The 15,544-nt window shown below is 65.6% G+C and carries 15 protein-coding genes; 13 read left to right on the top strand and 2 right to left on the bottom strand.

Annotated features, from left to right (window positions below; translation table 11 throughout):
• Window positions 1-213: 213 nt before the first annotated feature.
• Entirely contained in the window at window positions 214-1,692 is a 1,479-nt protein-coding gene (locus ACE3RQ_RS18180; protein ID WP_374523500.1) for an NAD-dependent succinate-semialdehyde dehydrogenase, read from the bottom strand.
• A gap of 146 nt (window positions 1,693-1,838) precedes the next feature.
• Complete coding sequence (locus tag ACE3RQ_RS18175; RefSeq protein ID WP_374523499.1) at window positions 1,839-2,843, bottom strand: YeiH family protein; 1,005 nt, start codon at window positions 2,841-2,843, stop codon at window positions 1,839-1,841.
• 160 nt (window positions 2,844-3,003) lie between these two features.
• Between ACE3RQ_RS18175 and ACE3RQ_RS18170 the strand changes: the two genes are divergently transcribed.
• From ACE3RQ_RS18170 to ACE3RQ_RS18110, 13 genes are all read left to right on the top strand, one after another.
• The gene (locus ACE3RQ_RS18170; RefSeq protein WP_374523498.1) at window positions 3,004-3,945 is read left to right on the top strand and encodes a LysR family transcriptional regulator; all 942 of its coding nucleotides are present in this window, start codon (window positions 3,004-3,006) and stop codon (window positions 3,943-3,945) included.
• Window positions 3,946-4,164: 219 nt separating this feature from the next.
• Complete coding sequence (locus tag ACE3RQ_RS18165) at window positions 4,165-4,899, top strand: succinate dehydrogenase/fumarate reductase iron-sulfur subunit (protein WP_374523497.1); 735 nt, start codon at window positions 4,165-4,167, stop codon at window positions 4,897-4,899.
• A gap of 1 nt (window position 4,900) precedes the next feature.
• On the top strand, window positions 4,901-5,236 hold the full coding sequence (locus ACE3RQ_RS18160; protein ID WP_374523496.1) for a succinate dehydrogenase: 336 nt from the start codon (window positions 4,901-4,903) through the stop codon (window positions 5,234-5,236).
• Entirely contained in the window at window positions 5,233-5,580 is a 348-nt protein-coding gene (sdhC, locus tag ACE3RQ_RS18155; RefSeq protein WP_374523495.1) for a succinate dehydrogenase, cytochrome b556 subunit, read from the top strand. Before ACE3RQ_RS18160 ends, sdhC begins: the two co-directional genes overlap by 4 nt.
• A complete protein-coding gene (locus ACE3RQ_RS18150; protein ID WP_374523494.1) occupies window positions 5,581-7,332 on the top strand; it encodes an L-aspartate oxidase in 1,752 nt (583 codons plus the stop codon).
• A 9-nt stretch (window positions 7,333-7,341) separates the two neighbouring features.
• Window positions 7,342-8,280, top strand: coding sequence for a fumarate hydratase (locus ACE3RQ_RS18145; protein WP_374523493.1), 939 nt, complete (start codon window positions 7,342-7,344; stop codon window positions 8,278-8,280).
• Window positions 8,274-8,963 (top strand): fumarate hydratase C-terminal domain-containing protein, encoded by a 690-nt coding sequence (locus ACE3RQ_RS18140; protein ID WP_374523492.1) that lies wholly within the window; start codon window positions 8,274-8,276, stop codon window positions 8,961-8,963. The genes ACE3RQ_RS18145 and ACE3RQ_RS18140 overlap by 7 nt, the downstream gene beginning before the upstream one ends.
• Before the next feature lie 25 nt (window positions 8,964-8,988).
• Window positions 8,989-9,822, top strand: a complete 834-nt coding sequence (locus ACE3RQ_RS18135) for an amidohydrolase family protein (protein WP_374523491.1) — start codon at window positions 8,989-8,991, stop codon at window positions 9,820-9,822.
• A gap of 35 nt (window positions 9,823-9,857) precedes the next feature.
• Complete coding sequence (locus ACE3RQ_RS18130; protein ID WP_051249087.1) at window positions 9,858-10,784, top strand: LysR family transcriptional regulator; 927 nt, start codon at window positions 9,858-9,860, stop codon at window positions 10,782-10,784.
• 84 nt (window positions 10,785-10,868) lie between these two features.
• Window positions 10,869-11,903 (top strand): Bug family tripartite tricarboxylate transporter substrate binding protein, encoded by a 1,035-nt coding sequence (locus ACE3RQ_RS18125; RefSeq protein WP_374523490.1) that lies wholly within the window; start codon window positions 10,869-10,871, stop codon window positions 11,901-11,903.
• A 90-nt stretch (window positions 11,904-11,993) separates the two neighbouring features.
• Window positions 11,994-12,746: a sulfite exporter TauE/SafE family protein gene (locus ACE3RQ_RS18120; protein ID WP_374523489.1), complete on the top strand. Its 753-nt coding sequence runs from the start codon at window positions 11,994-11,996 to the stop codon at window positions 12,744-12,746.
• Between the two features lie 358 nt (window positions 12,747-13,104).
• Complete coding sequence (locus tag ACE3RQ_RS18115; protein ID WP_374523488.1) at window positions 13,105-13,440, top strand: multiprotein-bridging factor 1 family protein; 336 nt, start codon at window positions 13,105-13,107, stop codon at window positions 13,438-13,440.
• A gap of 1 nt (window position 13,441) precedes the next feature.
• Window positions 13,442-14,710, top strand: coding sequence for a type II toxin-antitoxin system HipA family toxin (locus ACE3RQ_RS18110; RefSeq protein WP_374523487.1), 1,269 nt, complete (start codon window positions 13,442-13,444; stop codon window positions 14,708-14,710).
• The last annotated feature ends 834 nt before the right edge of the window (window positions 14,711-15,544 follow it).

The following is a 15,544-nucleotide window of genomic DNA, read 5'->3' as shown; positions in this document are numbered from 1 at the left end:
CACCATGTGCATTGGCGTGGGCCAGGGCATTGCGGTGGTGCTGGAGCGGGTGTGAACCCGGCGGCCAGGGCAGGAGGGCAGGGCGCCCTCCACGCCCTTCAATGCGGCTCAGATCAGTTCCCTTACCAGGGTGCGGAGATCTGATCGCTGCAGTCAACGCCCGTGGGGCCGTGGCAAGTGGCGCGCTTTTGGGTTGACGTGGAGGCCGTGCGATCAAGTAAGAACGTCGCCTACGCAGAGGTACTTGATCTCCACGTAGTCGTCCATGCCGTGGTGCGAGCCCTCGCGGCCCAGGCCCGACTGCTTCACACCGCCGAAGGGCACGTGCTCGGTGGCCAGGATGCCCACGTTGATGCCCACCATGCCGTACTCCAGCGCCTCGCTCACGCGGAAGATGCGGCCCACGTCGCGGCTGTAGAAGTAGCTGGCCAGGCCGAACTCGGTGTTGTTGGCGGCGTCGATGGCCTCTTGTTCGGTCTTGAACTTGAACACGGGCGCAAAGGGGCCGAAGGTTTCCTCGCGCGCGCAGAGCATGTCGGCGGTGGCATCGGCCACGACCGTGGGCTCAAAGAACTGGCCGCTCAGGCGCTTGCCGCCGGTCAACAGGCGAGCGCCCTTGGTTACGGCGTCTTCCACGTGGCGCTGCACCTTGTCCACCGCGGCGGGCTCGATCAGCGGCCCCTGGTTCACGCCTGCCTCAAAGCCGTTGCCCACCTTGGCGGAGGCCACCTTTGCGGCGAACTTGTGCACAAACTCGTCGTACACACCTTCTTGCACATAGAGGCGGTTGGAGCATACACAGGTCTGGCCGGCGTTGCGGTATTTGCTGGCGAATGCGCCTTCCACGGCGCTGTCGATGTAGGCGTCGTCGAACACGATGAAGGGCGCGTTGCCTCCCAGTTCCAGCGACATCTTCTTGACCGTGGGGGCGCATTGGGCCATGAGAATGCGCCCGACCTCGGTGGAGCCGGTGAAGGACAGGTGGCGAACCAGGTCACTCGCGCAAAGCGCCTTGCCCACCTCGATGCTGCCCGTGCCATCGCTTGTGATGATGTTGAGCACACCCGGCGGGATGCCGGCGCGAAGCGCCAACTCGCCCACGGCCAATGCCGTCAGCGGGGTCAGCTCAGCCGGCTTGATGACCGCCGGGCAACCCGCGGCCAGGGCCGGGGCCACCTTGCGGGTGATCATGGCCAGGGGAAAGTTCCAGGGCGTGATGGCCGCGCAGACGCCGATGGGCTGCTTGAGGACCAGCAGGCGGCGGTTGTTGTCGAACTGGGGCAGGGTTTCGCCATTGACTCGCTTGGCTTCTTCGGCGAACCACTCGATGAAGCTGGCGCCGTAGGCCACCTCGCCCTTGGCCTCGGCCAGGGGCTTGCCTTGCTCGGCGGTGATCAGGCGGCCAAGGTCGTCCTGATTGGCCATCAACAGGTCGAACCACTTGCGAAGGATGACGCTGCGGTCTTTGGCGGTCTTGCCGCGCCACGCAGGCCAGGCGGTGTTGGCCGCGGCAATGGCCAGCTCGGCTTCGGTCTTGCCCAGGAGGGCGACATCTGCCAGCTTCTGCCCGGTGGCCGGGTCGTGCACGTCGAAGCGGGCGCTGCCCGGCACCCACTCGCCGTTGATCAGCGCATCGGTCTTGAGCAGTGTGGGGTCGGCCAGCAATGCCAGGGGAGAGGTATTCATGTCCATGGGCGTCTAGGAGGAACGGGTGGGAAGAGGGCGATTCAGTGCCACCGGGTGGTCGCGCTGCTACTTCGCCCCTGCTGCCGCCATGTGCGAAGATGACTGGCCGGGGCGGCGGTGGTGGTGGCCGACAACACCTGTCGGCGCAAGGCTTATAGCCAGACCAGAGCGGCCAGCACCAGGAGGGCCAGGAACACCGTTTCGCCCAGCAGCATGGCCACCGGGCGCCAGCCCACCAGCGCAAGGTCTTGCAGGCGGGTGCGCATGGCCGCGCCGGCGATGGCCACCACCAGCAGGGCTCGCGAGGCATCGGTGGCGGCTTGCGTGAGTGCCGGGGTGGTGAGGCCGAAGGAGCCCAGGGCCACGAGCGCGATAAAGCCCACTAGAAAGCCCGGCACGATGGGCGGACGGCCAGACCCCGCGGCCTTGGCGCCGCGGCTGGCGATGATGGAGATCACCACCACCACCGGGGCCAACATGGCCACGCGAAACAGCTTGACGATGGTGGCCGAGTCGCGCGCCTCGGGCCCCAGCATCGTGCCGGCGGCCACGACTTGCGCCACGTCGTGAATGGTAGCGCCCAGGAAGATGCCGGCGGGCACGCCGGTGATGTCGAGCAGGTTCAGCACCAGCGGGTACACGACCATGGCGATGGTGGACAGCAGCGTGACGCCCATCACCGTGAGCAGCGTGTGGCGCTCGTTCTCGCGCGTCTGCGGCAGGGCGGCAGAGATGGCCAGCGCGGCCGAGGCGCCGCAGATGGCCACCGACACCCCCGAGATCCAGCCTTCGTCGGCGGGGCGGCGCAGCAGGCGCGAGAGCAGCAGGCCGCAGGCGATGGTGCTGACGACGCCGAGCGCCACGATCAGGCCGGTTTGCCAGCCGAGCTGCGCGATCTGGTCCACCGTGATGCGCGCGCCCAGCAGGGCCACGCCCACGCGCAGCAAGGTCTTGGAGGTGAACACGATGCCCGGTGCCAGGCTCTCGTGGCTGGACAAAAAGTTCAGTGCCATGCCCAGCAGCAGCGCGTACAGCAGTTGCGGGCCGCCGTAGTGCTCAGAGAGAAAGCCGGCCGCCAAGCCGACCACGGCGCACAGCGCCAGGCCAGGCCAGACGGTTTGTGCTTGTACCCACATGGCGCGGGGCGCTGCTTGCATCGTGTCTCCTTGGTGTTTTTTCTGCGGGCCATGCTAGGTCGATTGCGTGAATAAAAAAATCGAACAATTTAAATTTGCTTGATCGAAAATGCAGATCACCGAGGCGGTGCAGCCTGGTCCCCAGCGGACCGATCACCGCCAGACTCCCCGGAAATCGCGCATGCCTGAGCCCAAAATCCATCGCCTTCGCCTGTCCTTGCGGCAGCTCGAAACCTTCGTGGCCACGGCCATTGCCGGCTCCACTCGCGCCGCGGCAGACAAGGTGGCGCGTTCGCAGTCGGCCACCAGCGTGGCCCTGGCCGAGCTGGAGGCGAGTCTGGGCGTGACGCTGTTTGATCGGGTGGGGCGGCGCCTGGTGCTCAACGAAAACGGGCGCCTGCTGTTGCCGCACGCCGCCACCTTGCTGGACAAGGCGTTGGAAATCGAGGCGCTGTTCGATGGCGAGGCGGTGGTGCCTTTGCGGGTGGCGTCGAGCTTCACCATCGGGGAGTACCTGATGCCTACGCTGATCGCTGGCTGGAAGGGGCTGAACCCCAGCGCCCAGGTGCAGCTTGATGTGGCCAACACCCGGGCGGTGCTGGAATCGGTGGCCACCATGCAGGCCGACGTGGGTTTCATCGAGGGGTCGCACACCCACCCTAGCCTGAAGGTGGAGCACTGGCTGGAGGACGAGCTGGTGGTGGTTTCCGCACCCGGGGTGGCGTGGGGAGCTGGGGCCGTGTCGACCGAGCGCCTGGCGCGCGCCACCTGGATCATGCGCGAGGCCGGCTCGGGTACCCGCGAGGCGGCCGACCGCTTCCTCATCCCGGCGCTGGGGCACCTGTCCCTCGGCCTTGAGCTGGGCAGCAACGAGGCGGTGAAGCGGGCGGTGGCCTCTGGCTTGGGGCTGGGTTGTCTGTCGTGGCACGCGGTGCAAGACGCCGTGGCCTATGGCTGGCTCGCCCAGGTGCCCACTCGTTTGCCCAAGATGCGCCGCACCTTGGCCATCGTCACCCACCGCGACAAGCCGGTGGGCAGCACGGCGCAGGCTTTTCTGGCGCATTGCCAGGGTTGGGCCAAGGCGCAGGGCAGCGAGCCTGCGCTCCCTCACGGCGAGACCTGACTTTCCCATTGCCGGTGACGTGTGAGGGGCCCAGCCGCCGGCTGACCGCCCTAGGGCGTCGCGCGTTCCAAGGCCCATTGCCCTGAACCCGGCGGTGCGCCTCTAACTTCAGAAAAACAAAAGCAAAAAATACTTGATAAAAATAAAATGCATCTATAGACTGCGCTCCACACCCCAAAACGTGGCTGGCCCACATGGCCAGCTCCCAAGAGGAGACGCATGGAAACCCAACCCGACACGCCGCAGCGCACGCTGACGGTGAAGATCTATCGTGGTGAGAGCGAGGGCGACTTCGTGACCTACTCGGTGCCCTGGCGCGAGAACCAGACGGTGCTGGACGTGGTGACCGAGGTGCAACGCTCACTGGAGCCCACCTTGTCGTACCGCTTCGCCTGCCGCGTGGGCGTGTGCGGGTCTTGCGCGATGACGGTCAATGGCAAGCCGCGCTGGACCTGCCGCACCCACGTCAGCCGCGTGGAGGAAGACGGCGTCATCGTCATCGAGCCGCTTCGCAACATGCCGCGCATCAAAGACCTGGTCGTGGACATGAGCGAGTTCTTCGACAAGTGGAAGAAGGCGGGCAATGAGTTCAAGGGCACGGCCACGCGCCACGACCCGCCGGCCAACGTGTCGCCGCAGAGCAAGAAGCGCAAGCTGGCCGACGCGGCCATCGAGTGCATCAACTGCGGCGTGTGCTACGCCGCCTGCGACGTGGTGGCCTGGGACAAGGAGTACCTGGGCCCCGCCGCGCTGAACCGCGCCTGGACCTTGTTCAACGACGAGCGCCACGCCGACCCCAAGGGCGTGTTGCACAAGGCCACCTCGGGCAGCGGCTGCAATTCTTGCCACAGCCAGGGCAGTTGCATGACGCATTGCCCGGTGAGCCTGAGCCCCACCGGCAGCATCGCGGGCCTGAAGAAGAACGCGCTGCTGAGCTTCTTCAAGGGGGACTGACGTGGAGCAACGCTTGTTCGTTCTGCAGCGCCTCACGGCGATGCTGATGGCACCCCTGGTGCTGGGCCACCTGGCGGTGATTCTGTACGCGGTGCGCGGCGGGCTCACGGCCTCGGAGATCCTGGCGCGCACCCAGGGCAATGCCTGGTGGATTGGCTTCTATGGCCTGTTCGTGCTGTGCGTGGCGGTGCACGTGCCCATTGGCATGCGAAACATCCTGATCGAGTGGCTGCGCCTGGGGCGCGGCGCCGCTGGTGCCGTGGCGCTGGCGCTGGGGCTGCTGCTGCTGGGCCTGGGCCTGCGCGCGGTGGTGGCCGTGGGAGGGCTGGCCGCATGAACTCGCCACGTCGCCACAAGGCCTACTGGGCCTTCATCGGACACCGCGTGTCCGGCCTGCTGCTGGGCCTGTTTCTGCCGGTGCACTTCTACGTGCTGGGCATGGCCCTGGAAGGCGCGCAGCGCCTGGATGGTTTCCTCAAGTTGTCCGAGATGCCCGCCGTGAAGTTCGGCGAGTGGGGCCTGGTGCTGCTGCTGTCGGTGCACCTGGGCTTTGGCCTGCGCCTGCTGGCCATGGAGCTCTTGCCCTGGAGTTCGACGCGCGATGCCAAGCTGTCGTGGATCGTGCCGAGCGTGTTGGTGTCTCTGGTTGTTGGCCTGGTGTTCCTGGCAGGAGTTGTTTGAATGCAAATCGAGAACCACAAAACCGACATCCTCATCCTGGGCACCGGGGGCGCCGGCCTGTTCGCGGCGCTGCACGCGAAGAAGGCCAACCCCGCGCTGAAGGTGACGGTGGCCGTGAAGGGCCTGCTGGGCAAGTGCGGTTGCACGCGCATGGTGCAGGGTGGCTACAACGTGGCCTTGTCGGCCGGCGATTCGGTGGAGCGCCACTTCATGGACACCATCGAGGGCGGCAAGTGGCTGCCCCGCCAAGACCTGGCCTGGCGCCTGGTGGAGGGCGCGATCGAGCGGGTGCGCGAGCTGGAGAACGAGATCGGTTGCTTCTTTGACCGCAACCCCGATGGCACGCTGCACCAGAAAGCCTTTGCCGGCCAGAGCTTTGACCGCACCGTGCACAAGGCCGACCTCACCGGCATCGAGATCATCAACCGCCTGATGGAGCAGGTGCGCGCGCTGGACGTGGAAGAGATGGAGGAGCACCGCGCCATCGAGCTGGTGCCCGCCGCCGACGGCTCGGGCATCGCGGGTGTGCTGTTCATCGACATGCGCCGTGGCGTGTACCGCTTCGTGCAGGCCAAGGCCGTGCTGCTGGGCACGGGCGGCGGCCCCACCATGTACCGCTACCACACGCCCTCGGGCGACAAGACCTGTGACGGCATCGCCATGGCCATGCGCTACGGCCTGAAGGTGCGCGACATGGAGATGGTGCAGTTCCACCCCACGGGTCTGCTGGGGGGCGCCAACACGCGCATGACCGGCACCGTGCTGGAGGAAGGCCTGCGCGGTGCGGGTGGTTACCTCATCAACGGCCAGGGCGATCGCTTCATGACCAATTACGACGCCCGCGGCGAGCGCGCCACGCGCGACGTGGTGAGCCGTGGCATTTACGCCGAGATGCGCGCCGGGCGCACCGGGCCCATGGGCGGCATCTACATCCAGATGAGCCACCTTGGGCCAGAGAAGGTGGCCAAGTCGTTCCCGGGCATGGTCAACCGCTGCAGCGATTGCGGCTTTGACCTGGCCGGCGGCCGCGTGGAGGTGGTGCCCACGGCCCACTACCTGATGGGCGGGGTGGAGTTCAACATCGACGGCTCCACCGCCTCGCCTGGCCTGTACGCCGCCGGTGAAGACTGCGGCGGCGTGCACGGCGCCAACCGCCTGGGTGGCAACGGCGTGGCCAACAGCACGGTGTTCGGCGGCATTGCCGGCGATTCGATGGCGGCCTTCGTGGCGAAGGAAGGGCGCTGGCGCGACCCGGATGCCCGCGTCATTCAACAAGGCGTGGCGCGAGCCGAGTACCCGTTCTCTCGCCCGGCCGGGGCGATCCACGATCTGCGCGAGGCACTGTCGCAAACCATGTGGGACGACGTGGGCGTGCTGCGAAACCGCGCCGACATGGAGCGCGGCCTGGCCACCGTGGGCTCGCACCGCAGCGCGCTGCGCGACATGGGCGTGCCCGATGGCGACCGCCGCTTCAACCTCACCTGGCACGACTGGCTCAACGTGGAGAGCCTGATTGACATCTCGCGCGTCATCACGGTGTCTGCCCTGGCGCGCGACAACAGCCGCGGCGCGCACTACCGCGAAGATTTTCCCGAGGCGGGTGACCTGCACACCAGTTGCTACACCCGCGTGAGCGCCGATGGCGAAGACCTCTCGCTGGAGATGGTGCCGGTGTCCTTCGACATCGTGCGCCCCGGCGAATCCCTGATCTCGGGTGAGGCGGGCCGCCCGCCCGTCCAGGTCGCGAACTGAGAAAGCCCCATGAAGCAGATACCCATTCAGAAAGTGCAGGAAGCGGCGCTGGAGATCATGAAGCGCGCGGCCATCGACATTCCCGAGGATTACAAGCAAGGCATCAAGGCCTCGGAGAAGGCCGAGACCGGCAAGCTGGCGCGTTTCGTGATCCACGCCATGCAAGACAACTGGGACGCCGCCAGCCAAGACCGGCGCCCGATGTGCGCCGACACCGGCGTGCCGCGCTACTACGTGAAGGTGGGCAACCAGGCCATGGTCGAGTCCGGCTTCATCGCCGTGGAGCACGCGCTGCGAAAGGCCACGGCCGACGCGACCACCGCCGTTCCGCTGCGCCCGAACCGGGTGCACCCGCTGTGGCGCACCGATCACAACAACAACGTGGGCATCAACGCGCCCGAGATCGAGTGGTCGTTCGAGCCCGAGGCCGACTGGATCGACATCACCACCGTGCACAAGGGTGGCTTGTTCGGCACCGACTACCGAATGCTGTTCCCGGGGGATGGCATCGACGGCATCAAGCGCTTCGTGCTGGACACGCTGATTGCCTTTGGCAAGCGGGGCCTGGCCTGCCAGCCCGCCATCGTGGGCATCGGCCTGGGCGGCTCGAAAGACACCTGCATGCAACTGGGCAAGCAGGCGGCCTGCCTTCGCACCGTGGGCGACCGCAACCCCGACCCGAAGATCGCCGAGCTAGAGCTGGAGCTGAAGAAGCTGGGCAACTCGATTGGCATGGGCGCCATGGGTTTCGTGGGCTCGCAGATGGTGGTGGATTGCCACATCGAGGTGGGCTACACGCACACCGGCGGCATGCCCATCAGCCTGCACACCTTCTGTCTGTCCTCGCGCCGGGCCACCGCCCGCATTCACCCGGACGGATCGATCGAGTACCGCACGGACCCGCAGTGGTTCACCCCTTACATGCGCCGGGAGACAGTGGAATGGTAGACCGCACCAACGATGACGAGATGAAGGTGTTCCACCTTCAATTGCCGGCCCAGCCGCAGGACATCGCCAAGCTCGAACTGGGCGCGGCGGTGTACCTCACCGGGGTGGTCTACACCGCCCGCGAGGGCGTTTACAAGAAGGTGCTCGACCAGGGCCTGCCCATGCCGGTGGAGAACCTGGCCGAGATCAGCAACGTGAACTTCCACTGCTCGCCGGCCGCGGCCGAAGACGGCAAGGGCAGCTACAACGTGGGCGCCGTGACCGCCACCGCGAGCTTTCGCTTCTCGAAGTGGTTGGGCCCGTGGATCGACCGCAGCGGCGCGCGAATCATCATCGGCAAAGGCGGCATGCCCGCCGACGACTACAAGACCGTGCTCGCCCCGCGCGGCGCGGTGTACCTCACCACCGTGGGCTACGGCACCGGTGCGCTGCTGGGGCGCGGCATCAAGGGCGTGCGCGCGGCGCACTGGATCGACGAGCTGGGCATTGCCCAGGCGATGTGGATGTTCGAGGTGGAGAACTTCGGCCCCTTCATCGTGGAGAGCGACGTGCAGGGCAACTCGTTGTTCGCGCAGCACGGCGAGGCCATCAACGCCGGCATCGAGCAGCTCTACGCCGGCCTGAAGCCGCCAGCCCTGCACCGCTACGGCGAAACCGACAACCGCCAAAACGAAGTGATGTAAGGCCGCACGGCCAGAGGGACCAGCCATGATTGTGGATTTCCGTCTTCGCCCGCCTGTGGGCGGTTTCCTGGACACCTTGATGTACTCGGCCGGCGAGCGCCGCGATGGCTTCACCCGCACGGTGGGCTTCGAGCCTTCGCCCGCGGCGCAGCAGCAGTCGATGGAGTTGCTCTTGCAAGAGATGGACGCCGCCGGCGTGCACAAGGGCGTGGTGGTGGGCCGGCTGGCCGGCACGCTGGGCAGCGTGCCCAATGCCGACGTGCAGCGCATCGTGGCCGAACACCCGGGCCGCTTCATCGGCGCGGCCTCCATTGACCCGACCTCGCGCCAAGGCGCTTGCGCCACCATCGACCAGGCGCTGCGCGACGGCTTCAAGCTCATCAACATCGAGCCGGGCTCGTACCCCGTGCCCATGTACGCCGACGATCGCCGGCTCTACCCCATCTACGCGCACTGCGAAGACGTGGGCGTGCCCGTGATCATGATGGTGGGCGGCACAGCCGGCCCTGACCTGAGCTACTCCGACCCGATCCGCACCGACCGGGTGCTGGCCGACTTTCCTCAACTCAAGGTGGTGGTGGCGCACGGTGGCTGGCCCTGGGTCAACGAGATCCTGCACATCGCCTTCCGGCGCATCAACCTCTACCTCTCGCCCGACATGTATTTCTCGCGCATGCCCGGCTGGGAGGAATACGTGAAGGCGGCCGACAGCTTCCTGGCCGACCGCATGCTCTACGCCAGTTCCTTCCCGTTCTGCCCGGTCAAGGACTACAAAAACTGGTTCGAGCGCTTGCCCATCAAGCCCGAGAACCTGGCCAAGGTGATGGGCGGCAACGCCTGCCGCTTGTTGGGGCTCTAATACGCGGCATTTCACCAACCCGCGAGCCCCAAGCCATGGATGTCAAAACGCTCTACACCCTCATTGCCATCGCCGACCGCGGCAGCTTTGCCGAGGCCGGCCATGCCATCGGTCTGTCGCTGTCGGCCGTCAGCCTGCAGATGCGCTCACTGGAGGAAGAGCTGGGCATCCAGATTTTTGATCGCAGCCGCCGCCCGCCCGTGCTCACCGACAGTGGGCTGGTGCTGGTGGCCCGGGCGCGCGAGCTGATCGCCCACTGGGAGAGCATGAGCGCCGCGCTCAAGCGCGACGCCTCGGTGGGCCTGCTCAAGCTGGGCGCCGTGCACACCAGCGTGGCCGGCGTGCTGCCCCTGGCACTCAAGCGCCTGCGCCAGCAAGGGCAGGGCATTGACATCCACCTCACCACCGGCCTCACCCACGACCTGGAGAAAGCCGTTTACCACCGGCAGATCGACGTGGCCGTGGTCACCGAGCCCGAAGCGCCGCGCAGCGAGCTGGAGTTCTTCCCGTTCGCCGACGAACCCTGCGTGGTTATCACCCACCGCGACACCGAGGGCGACACCGACCAGCAGGTGCTGGAGTCCACGCCCTATGTGCGCTTCAACCGCGCCGCGCGCGTGGGCAACCTGGTGCAGCAAGAGATCTTGCGGCGCCAGATCGCGGTTCGCTCGGTGATGGAGATCGACACCCTGGAAGGCGTGATTGCCATGGTGGCCAATGGCCTGGGCAGCTCGGTGGTGCCCTCGCGTGGCGTGCGGCACGAGTTCCCCTCGTCCATCCGCACCTTGCCCTTCGGCTCACCACCGCTGACCCGCCGCCTGGGCCTGCTGGTGCCGCGCGACAACCCGCGCCTGCATCTGTCGCAGCTCTTGCTGGAGGCCCTGAAAGAGGTCTCGGCGCGGTCTGCCCCCTTACTCAGCGTTGCGGCACCTCGCCCGCGCCGCCGAGCCCCTTCGTCATGAACGCATGACGGCCCATCTCAGCCCATGGCACACAGAGCGAGAACGCCGGGTCATGGCTGGGCAACACCACCCTTGGAGACATGCATGAACCACCTGAAGATGAACAGCCCCCAAGCCCTTGAAGCGCCAGCCTTGGCGAAGCGCCGAGCGGGCTTGAAATGGTTGGCCCTGACCGGCATTGGCTTGGCCGTGGCGTGGCCCGCGGCACAGGCCCAGCAGGGCGACTGGCCCAACAAGCCGGTGCGGGTGGTGATTCCCTTCTCTTCGGGTGGCGCCACCGACCTGCTGGGCCGAGCCCTGGGCAATGAGCTGGGCAAGATCTGGAAGCAGTCGGTGGTGATCGACAACCGCACCGGCGCAGGCGGCGCGGTCGCGGCCGAGCTGGTGGCCAAGGCCCCGGCCGACGGCTACACCCTGCTGCTGGCCTCGGGCAGCATGTTCACCGTCAACCCCCACCTCTACGCCAAGCTGCCCTATAGCCTGCAGAGCTTCGAGCTGATCGGCAAGACGGCCAGCGGCCCCATGGTGGTCACCATCAACAGCGCCGTGCCCGCCAACAACTTCAAGGAATTCGTGGCCTACGCCAAGGCCAACCCGGGCAAGCTCAACATGGCCTCGGCCGGCAACGGCAGCCAGGTGCACATCGCGGGCGAGGCGTTCGCACAGGCCAGCGGCATCGACGTGACGCACGTGCCCTACAAGGGCGAGGGCCCGGCTTACGCCGACCTCATGGGCGGCGCGGTGCAGATGGCCGTGGGCAACATCAACGCCATCTCGCCCCTGCTCAAGAGCGGCCGGGTGAAGGCGCTGGCCGTGACGGGGCGCGAACGCTCGGGCCTCATGCCTGAGGTGCCTACCGTGGCCGAGGCGGGCCTGCCCAACTTCGAGTTCACCGGCTGGTTCGCGCTGGTGGCCCCCGCTGGCACGCCCAAGGCCCTCACCGCCAAGATATACGCCGACATCCAGCAGGCCATGGAGCAACCTGGCATGAAGCGGTACCTGGCCGAGCAGGGCATGCTGGCCTCGGTGATGGGCCCGGCCCAGCTCACCGACGACATCACCCGCGAATCCGCCCGCTGGAAAGAGCTGGTGGCGGTGCGCAAGATCACGGCCAACTGATCGCGCTGCGTCCCTTGGGCTGCCCCAGCCATTGGCTTGGGCGGCCTTTTTCACTTCGCCCGGCAGGGCCGGGCCTTCGTAGGGGCTCACGTGAGCACAGTTGACTATTGGTGGGCCGCCAGCGCGGTGGTGCTGGCCTACACGGTGTTCGGGCTCACCGGCTTCGGCGCGGCCATGATGGCCATGCCGATGCTGGTGCTCGTGGTGCCCCTGAAATTCGCTGTGCCCTTGATGGTGCTGCTGGACCTGGTGGCCACGTCCTTGGTGGGCCTGCGCACCTGGCGCCACCTGTCCTGGCGCGACACCGCGCAGATATTCCCGTTCATGTTGGTCGGGGTGGGCCTGGGGGCTACCTTGCTGGTGAGCTTCCACAGCGGCTGGCTGCTGATCGGCCTGGGAGTGTTCATCGTGATCATCTCGTGGCGCAACCTGCGAAATCTGGGCGCCAAGTTTCGCCCCTTGCCGGCTGTCTGGGCTGCACCTGCTGGCACCGTGGGTGGGATCTTCAGTGCCTTGTTTGGCACTGGCGGTCCCATCTACACCATTTACCTCGCCCGGCGCCTGGCCGATCAGGAAACGTTTCGCGCCACCATCTCGGCCGTGATCTTCCTCAGTTCAGTGGTACGCCTGATCTCATTCGCCATGGGCGGCCTGTTCCAGCAAGAGGGCCTGCTGATCCTTGCCGCCTGGTTGTTGCCCGCCAGCCTACTCGGGGTGTTCATCGGCTCTTACAGCCGGCATCTAATGCCGGTGCAGGGTATTCGCCGCTTCGTGCAGGTGTTCATGCTGGTGGCGGGGTCGGTGGTCATCACGCGAGGTATCGCATTGATGTCGCCGGCATAGCCTTCAGTAAAACCACTGCCAGCAACGCGCCAATTTGGTCTCTGGTCCTGGTTGGCTGTTTAACAGGCGCGAAAAGGGGGCTTAAGGGGGACTAAGGTGGGTTGGCTGGACGCTGACATTGGAAGCGCGCCAGCGCTCTCAAACTGCAGTGCGTCTTGCCGCTGTACCCATAGCCTGCGGACATGACGAGCCCTTCTTGCGCTTCGACTACCCAGTCGCTTAGCGGGTTGGGTGCGCCCGCGGGTGCTCTATTCGGTAAGACGCTTCGCCTATTCCCATTTCCTGGAGATACTTACTCCAGTCATTGCGATCATATTTGGCTTTTTAAAAGCCGTTAGGACGTAAAAATGGAGTTATCTTGAGCTCTCTTTCCCCCTTGCCTGTTGAGCGTGCCCTGCAGCGCCTGGGCCAAAACATCGCCTTGGCGCGCCGGCGGCGCCAGTGGACACAGCAGATGCTGGCCGACCGCATCGGTGCATCGGTGAGTACCGTGCGCCGTATGGAGGAGGGGGGATCCGGCACGGCCATCGAGAACATCGCGCGGGCGCTATACGCCTTCGGCGAACTCGACGCCCTTACGCAGGTGCTCGATACCGCGAACGACCAGGTCGGCCTGGCCTTGATGGACGAAAAACTTCCCAAGCGTGTGCGCTTGCAGAAGGCACCCTCTGGGCCAGAAGACCTGGGCGGTTGAGATGGCCGATCGCACCAGGCTCTCGCTGGCGCTGGGGGAGCAGGCGTTGCCGCTTGGGCAGCTTGTCCACGTGGAAGACGGCGATCGCGTGTTCAGCCAGTTCACTTACGACCTGGCCTGGTTGCGCCACCCCAAGGCTTTTGCGGTCTCGCCCGAGCTGGACCTGCTGCAAGGCGCCTTCATTCACAAGCCGCGCTGCGCGCAGGACCCCAGCGTCTTCTTCGCCTTGGCCGATACCCTCCCGGGGACCTGGGCCCGGCAGATCATCCAATATGCCCGCAGCGGTTCTCCCTCTGCCGGCGCGGACGATCGCTCGTTGAACGACATTGAACTTCTGTGCACGGTCAACGAGACTTGCCGCATGGGCGCGTTGCGCGTGCTCAATGGCTCACTGCCTTGGTGGCATCACCCGATTCAGGTGCCGCCTGCCACCCTGGATGACCTGCCGCAAGCGATCGGAGCCACCTGGGCCGTTGAGATCGGCAAGATCATGAAGTCCGATTTGCCGTTTCTGATGGCCCATGGGGTGTCGCTTGGTGGCTCCCGGCCCAAGGTTTCTGTGCGGGACACCAATGGCCATTTGTGCGTGGCCAAGTTGCCGCGCCGCTCAGAAAAAGCCAGTGTCCCGCTGGCCGAGGTGCTCGCCATGAAGCTGGCCAGTCGTGCGGGCATCGACACGGCGCACGCCGAGGTCTGGGGCAAGGAGAGCGACACGCCTGTGGCACTGATCCGCCGCTTTGATCGGGGAGAGAACGGACAGCGCAAGCCCTATGTTTCAGCCGCCACCTTGCTGCAGGCCAGCTGGAAGGAATCGCTGAGCTATCTGGACCTGCTGCGCGCCATGCGGCGGTACTGCAGCGACTACGCCGATGATGCGAGGCAGTTGTGGCGACGGCTTGTGTTCAACCTCTTGATCACCAACGTGGACGACCACTTGCAAAACCTGGGTTTTGTCTATGCAGGTCAGCAGCGCTGGCGACTCGCCCCGGCGTTTGATCTCAACCCATTCCCTCATCGAGATCGCGTTTCCCGCACGCCACTGAACGTCAAGGCGGGGCGGATTCGTTCCGTGCAGATGCTGCTCGACCATGCCGGGACATTCGAGCACACCCCCGAGAGCGCGCGTCAGGTGCTGAAGCAAGTGGTGGTCGCCCTGAGCGCATGGCGTGACGTGGCGTCTTCAAGGGAGATTGGCATGCCGAAGGCCCAGCAGGCACATTTGGCGCCGGCCTTCGAGCACGAGCAGACGATAGAAGCCAAACGTGACTGATATCACCCATTAAGAGTTCAAAAAAGAACTATTAAGATATTTAATAAATCACTAAAGAACGATTTGTCCTGCGGGCGGTAAATGTCTAGAGAATCTGGTCGGAAGTGGCCGGGTGACGCGAGGGAAAGTGGTGATGAGGGGTATTTGGGGAGCCGGATTGAGCGCAAACTCAACTGACAGGGCCTCCCATTCGACAAAACACGCGCGTGCGCGCGCGCCTTTTTGGTTCACAAAACGGGGTGATGATTTGAGCGCTCAACGCTCACACGCAGCGCTCACGACCTGACGAGAGTGCTCAATTTGGAGCCGACCTTCCTCTCCTCGCCCCCTGAGAAGGGTTCGGTCCTACCTACGCCCACCGCCAGATAAAAAGGGCCCCCGCAACGCGGGGGCCCTTTTGCATTCCAGAGCCCCATTTCCTGCGGGCTTCCAGCCGGGTCCAGTTTCTCTGCTGGCTCTCCCCGGAGACTTTTTCCCTTCCTTTGCCGATTCATTCTCCGCGGGCACTTTTGGCCAGTGGGGCTTTTGCTTTCTGGCATGACCCTCGAGCGCAGGGCGAGAGTTGCGGGATGAACCGGGGCATCCGGCGGATGCACTTGGCCAAGCGGCAAGCCCGTCACAAGCGACGCAGGCTACTTGGTGATACGGGCACCAGGCTTGAGAACCGCATCGCGCCCAGCCATTTGCAGCGCGACTTCGAGGCCAGCGGTCCGAACCAGAAGTGGTGGCCGGTTTCACCTGCATCTGGACGGCCGAGGGATGGCTGTGTGCAGCAGCGGTGATGAACCTGTGCTCCCGTCGCATCGTGGGCTGGTCATGACGGCTGTTCATCAA

Source organism: Hydrogenophaga sp. (assembly GCF_041913525.1).
Classification (GTDB): domain Bacteria; phylum Pseudomonadota; class Gammaproteobacteria; order Burkholderiales; family Burkholderiaceae_C; genus Hydrogenophaga.
The sequence above is the reverse complement of the archived record's forward strand: the minus strand, read 5'-3'. Positions and strand labels throughout refer to the sequence as shown.

Excerpts from the sequence above, each read along its gene's own strand:
- ACE3RQ_RS18180 (WP_374523500.1), bottom strand. The coding sequence starts at position 1,692 with ATGGACATGAATACCTCTCCCCTGGCATTGCTGGCCGACCCCACACTG.
- ACE3RQ_RS18175 (WP_374523499.1), bottom strand. The coding sequence starts at position 2,843 with ATGCAAGCAGCGCCCCGCGCCATGTGGGTACAAGCACAAACCGTCTGG.
- ACE3RQ_RS18170 (WP_374523498.1), top strand. The coding sequence starts at position 3,004 with ATGCCTGAGCCCAAAATCCATCGCCTTCGCCTGTCCTTGCGGCAGCTC.
- ACE3RQ_RS18165 (WP_374523497.1), top strand. The coding sequence starts at position 4,165 with ATGGAAACCCAACCCGACACGCCGCAGCGCACGCTGACGGTGAAGATC.
- sdhC (WP_374523495.1), top strand. The coding sequence starts at position 5,233 with ATGAACTCGCCACGTCGCCACAAGGCCTACTGGGCCTTCATCGGACAC.
- ACE3RQ_RS18150 (WP_374523494.1), top strand. The coding sequence starts at position 5,581 with ATGCAAATCGAGAACCACAAAACCGACATCCTCATCCTGGGCACCGGG.
- ACE3RQ_RS18145 (WP_374523493.1), top strand. The coding sequence starts at position 7,342 with ATGAAGCAGATACCCATTCAGAAAGTGCAGGAAGCGGCGCTGGAGATC.
- ACE3RQ_RS18140 (WP_374523492.1), top strand. The coding sequence starts at position 8,274 with ATGGTAGACCGCACCAACGATGACGAGATGAAGGTGTTCCACCTTCAA.
- ACE3RQ_RS18135 (WP_374523491.1), top strand. The coding sequence starts at position 8,989 with ATGATTGTGGATTTCCGTCTTCGCCCGCCTGTGGGCGGTTTCCTGGAC.
- ACE3RQ_RS18130 (WP_051249087.1), top strand. The coding sequence starts at position 9,858 with ATGGATGTCAAAACGCTCTACACCCTCATTGCCATCGCCGACCGCGGC.
- ACE3RQ_RS18125 (WP_374523490.1), top strand. The coding sequence starts at position 10,869 with ATGAACCACCTGAAGATGAACAGCCCCCAAGCCCTTGAAGCGCCAGCC.
- ACE3RQ_RS18110 (WP_374523487.1), top strand. The coding sequence starts at position 13,442 with ATGGCCGATCGCACCAGGCTCTCGCTGGCGCTGGGGGAGCAGGCGTTG.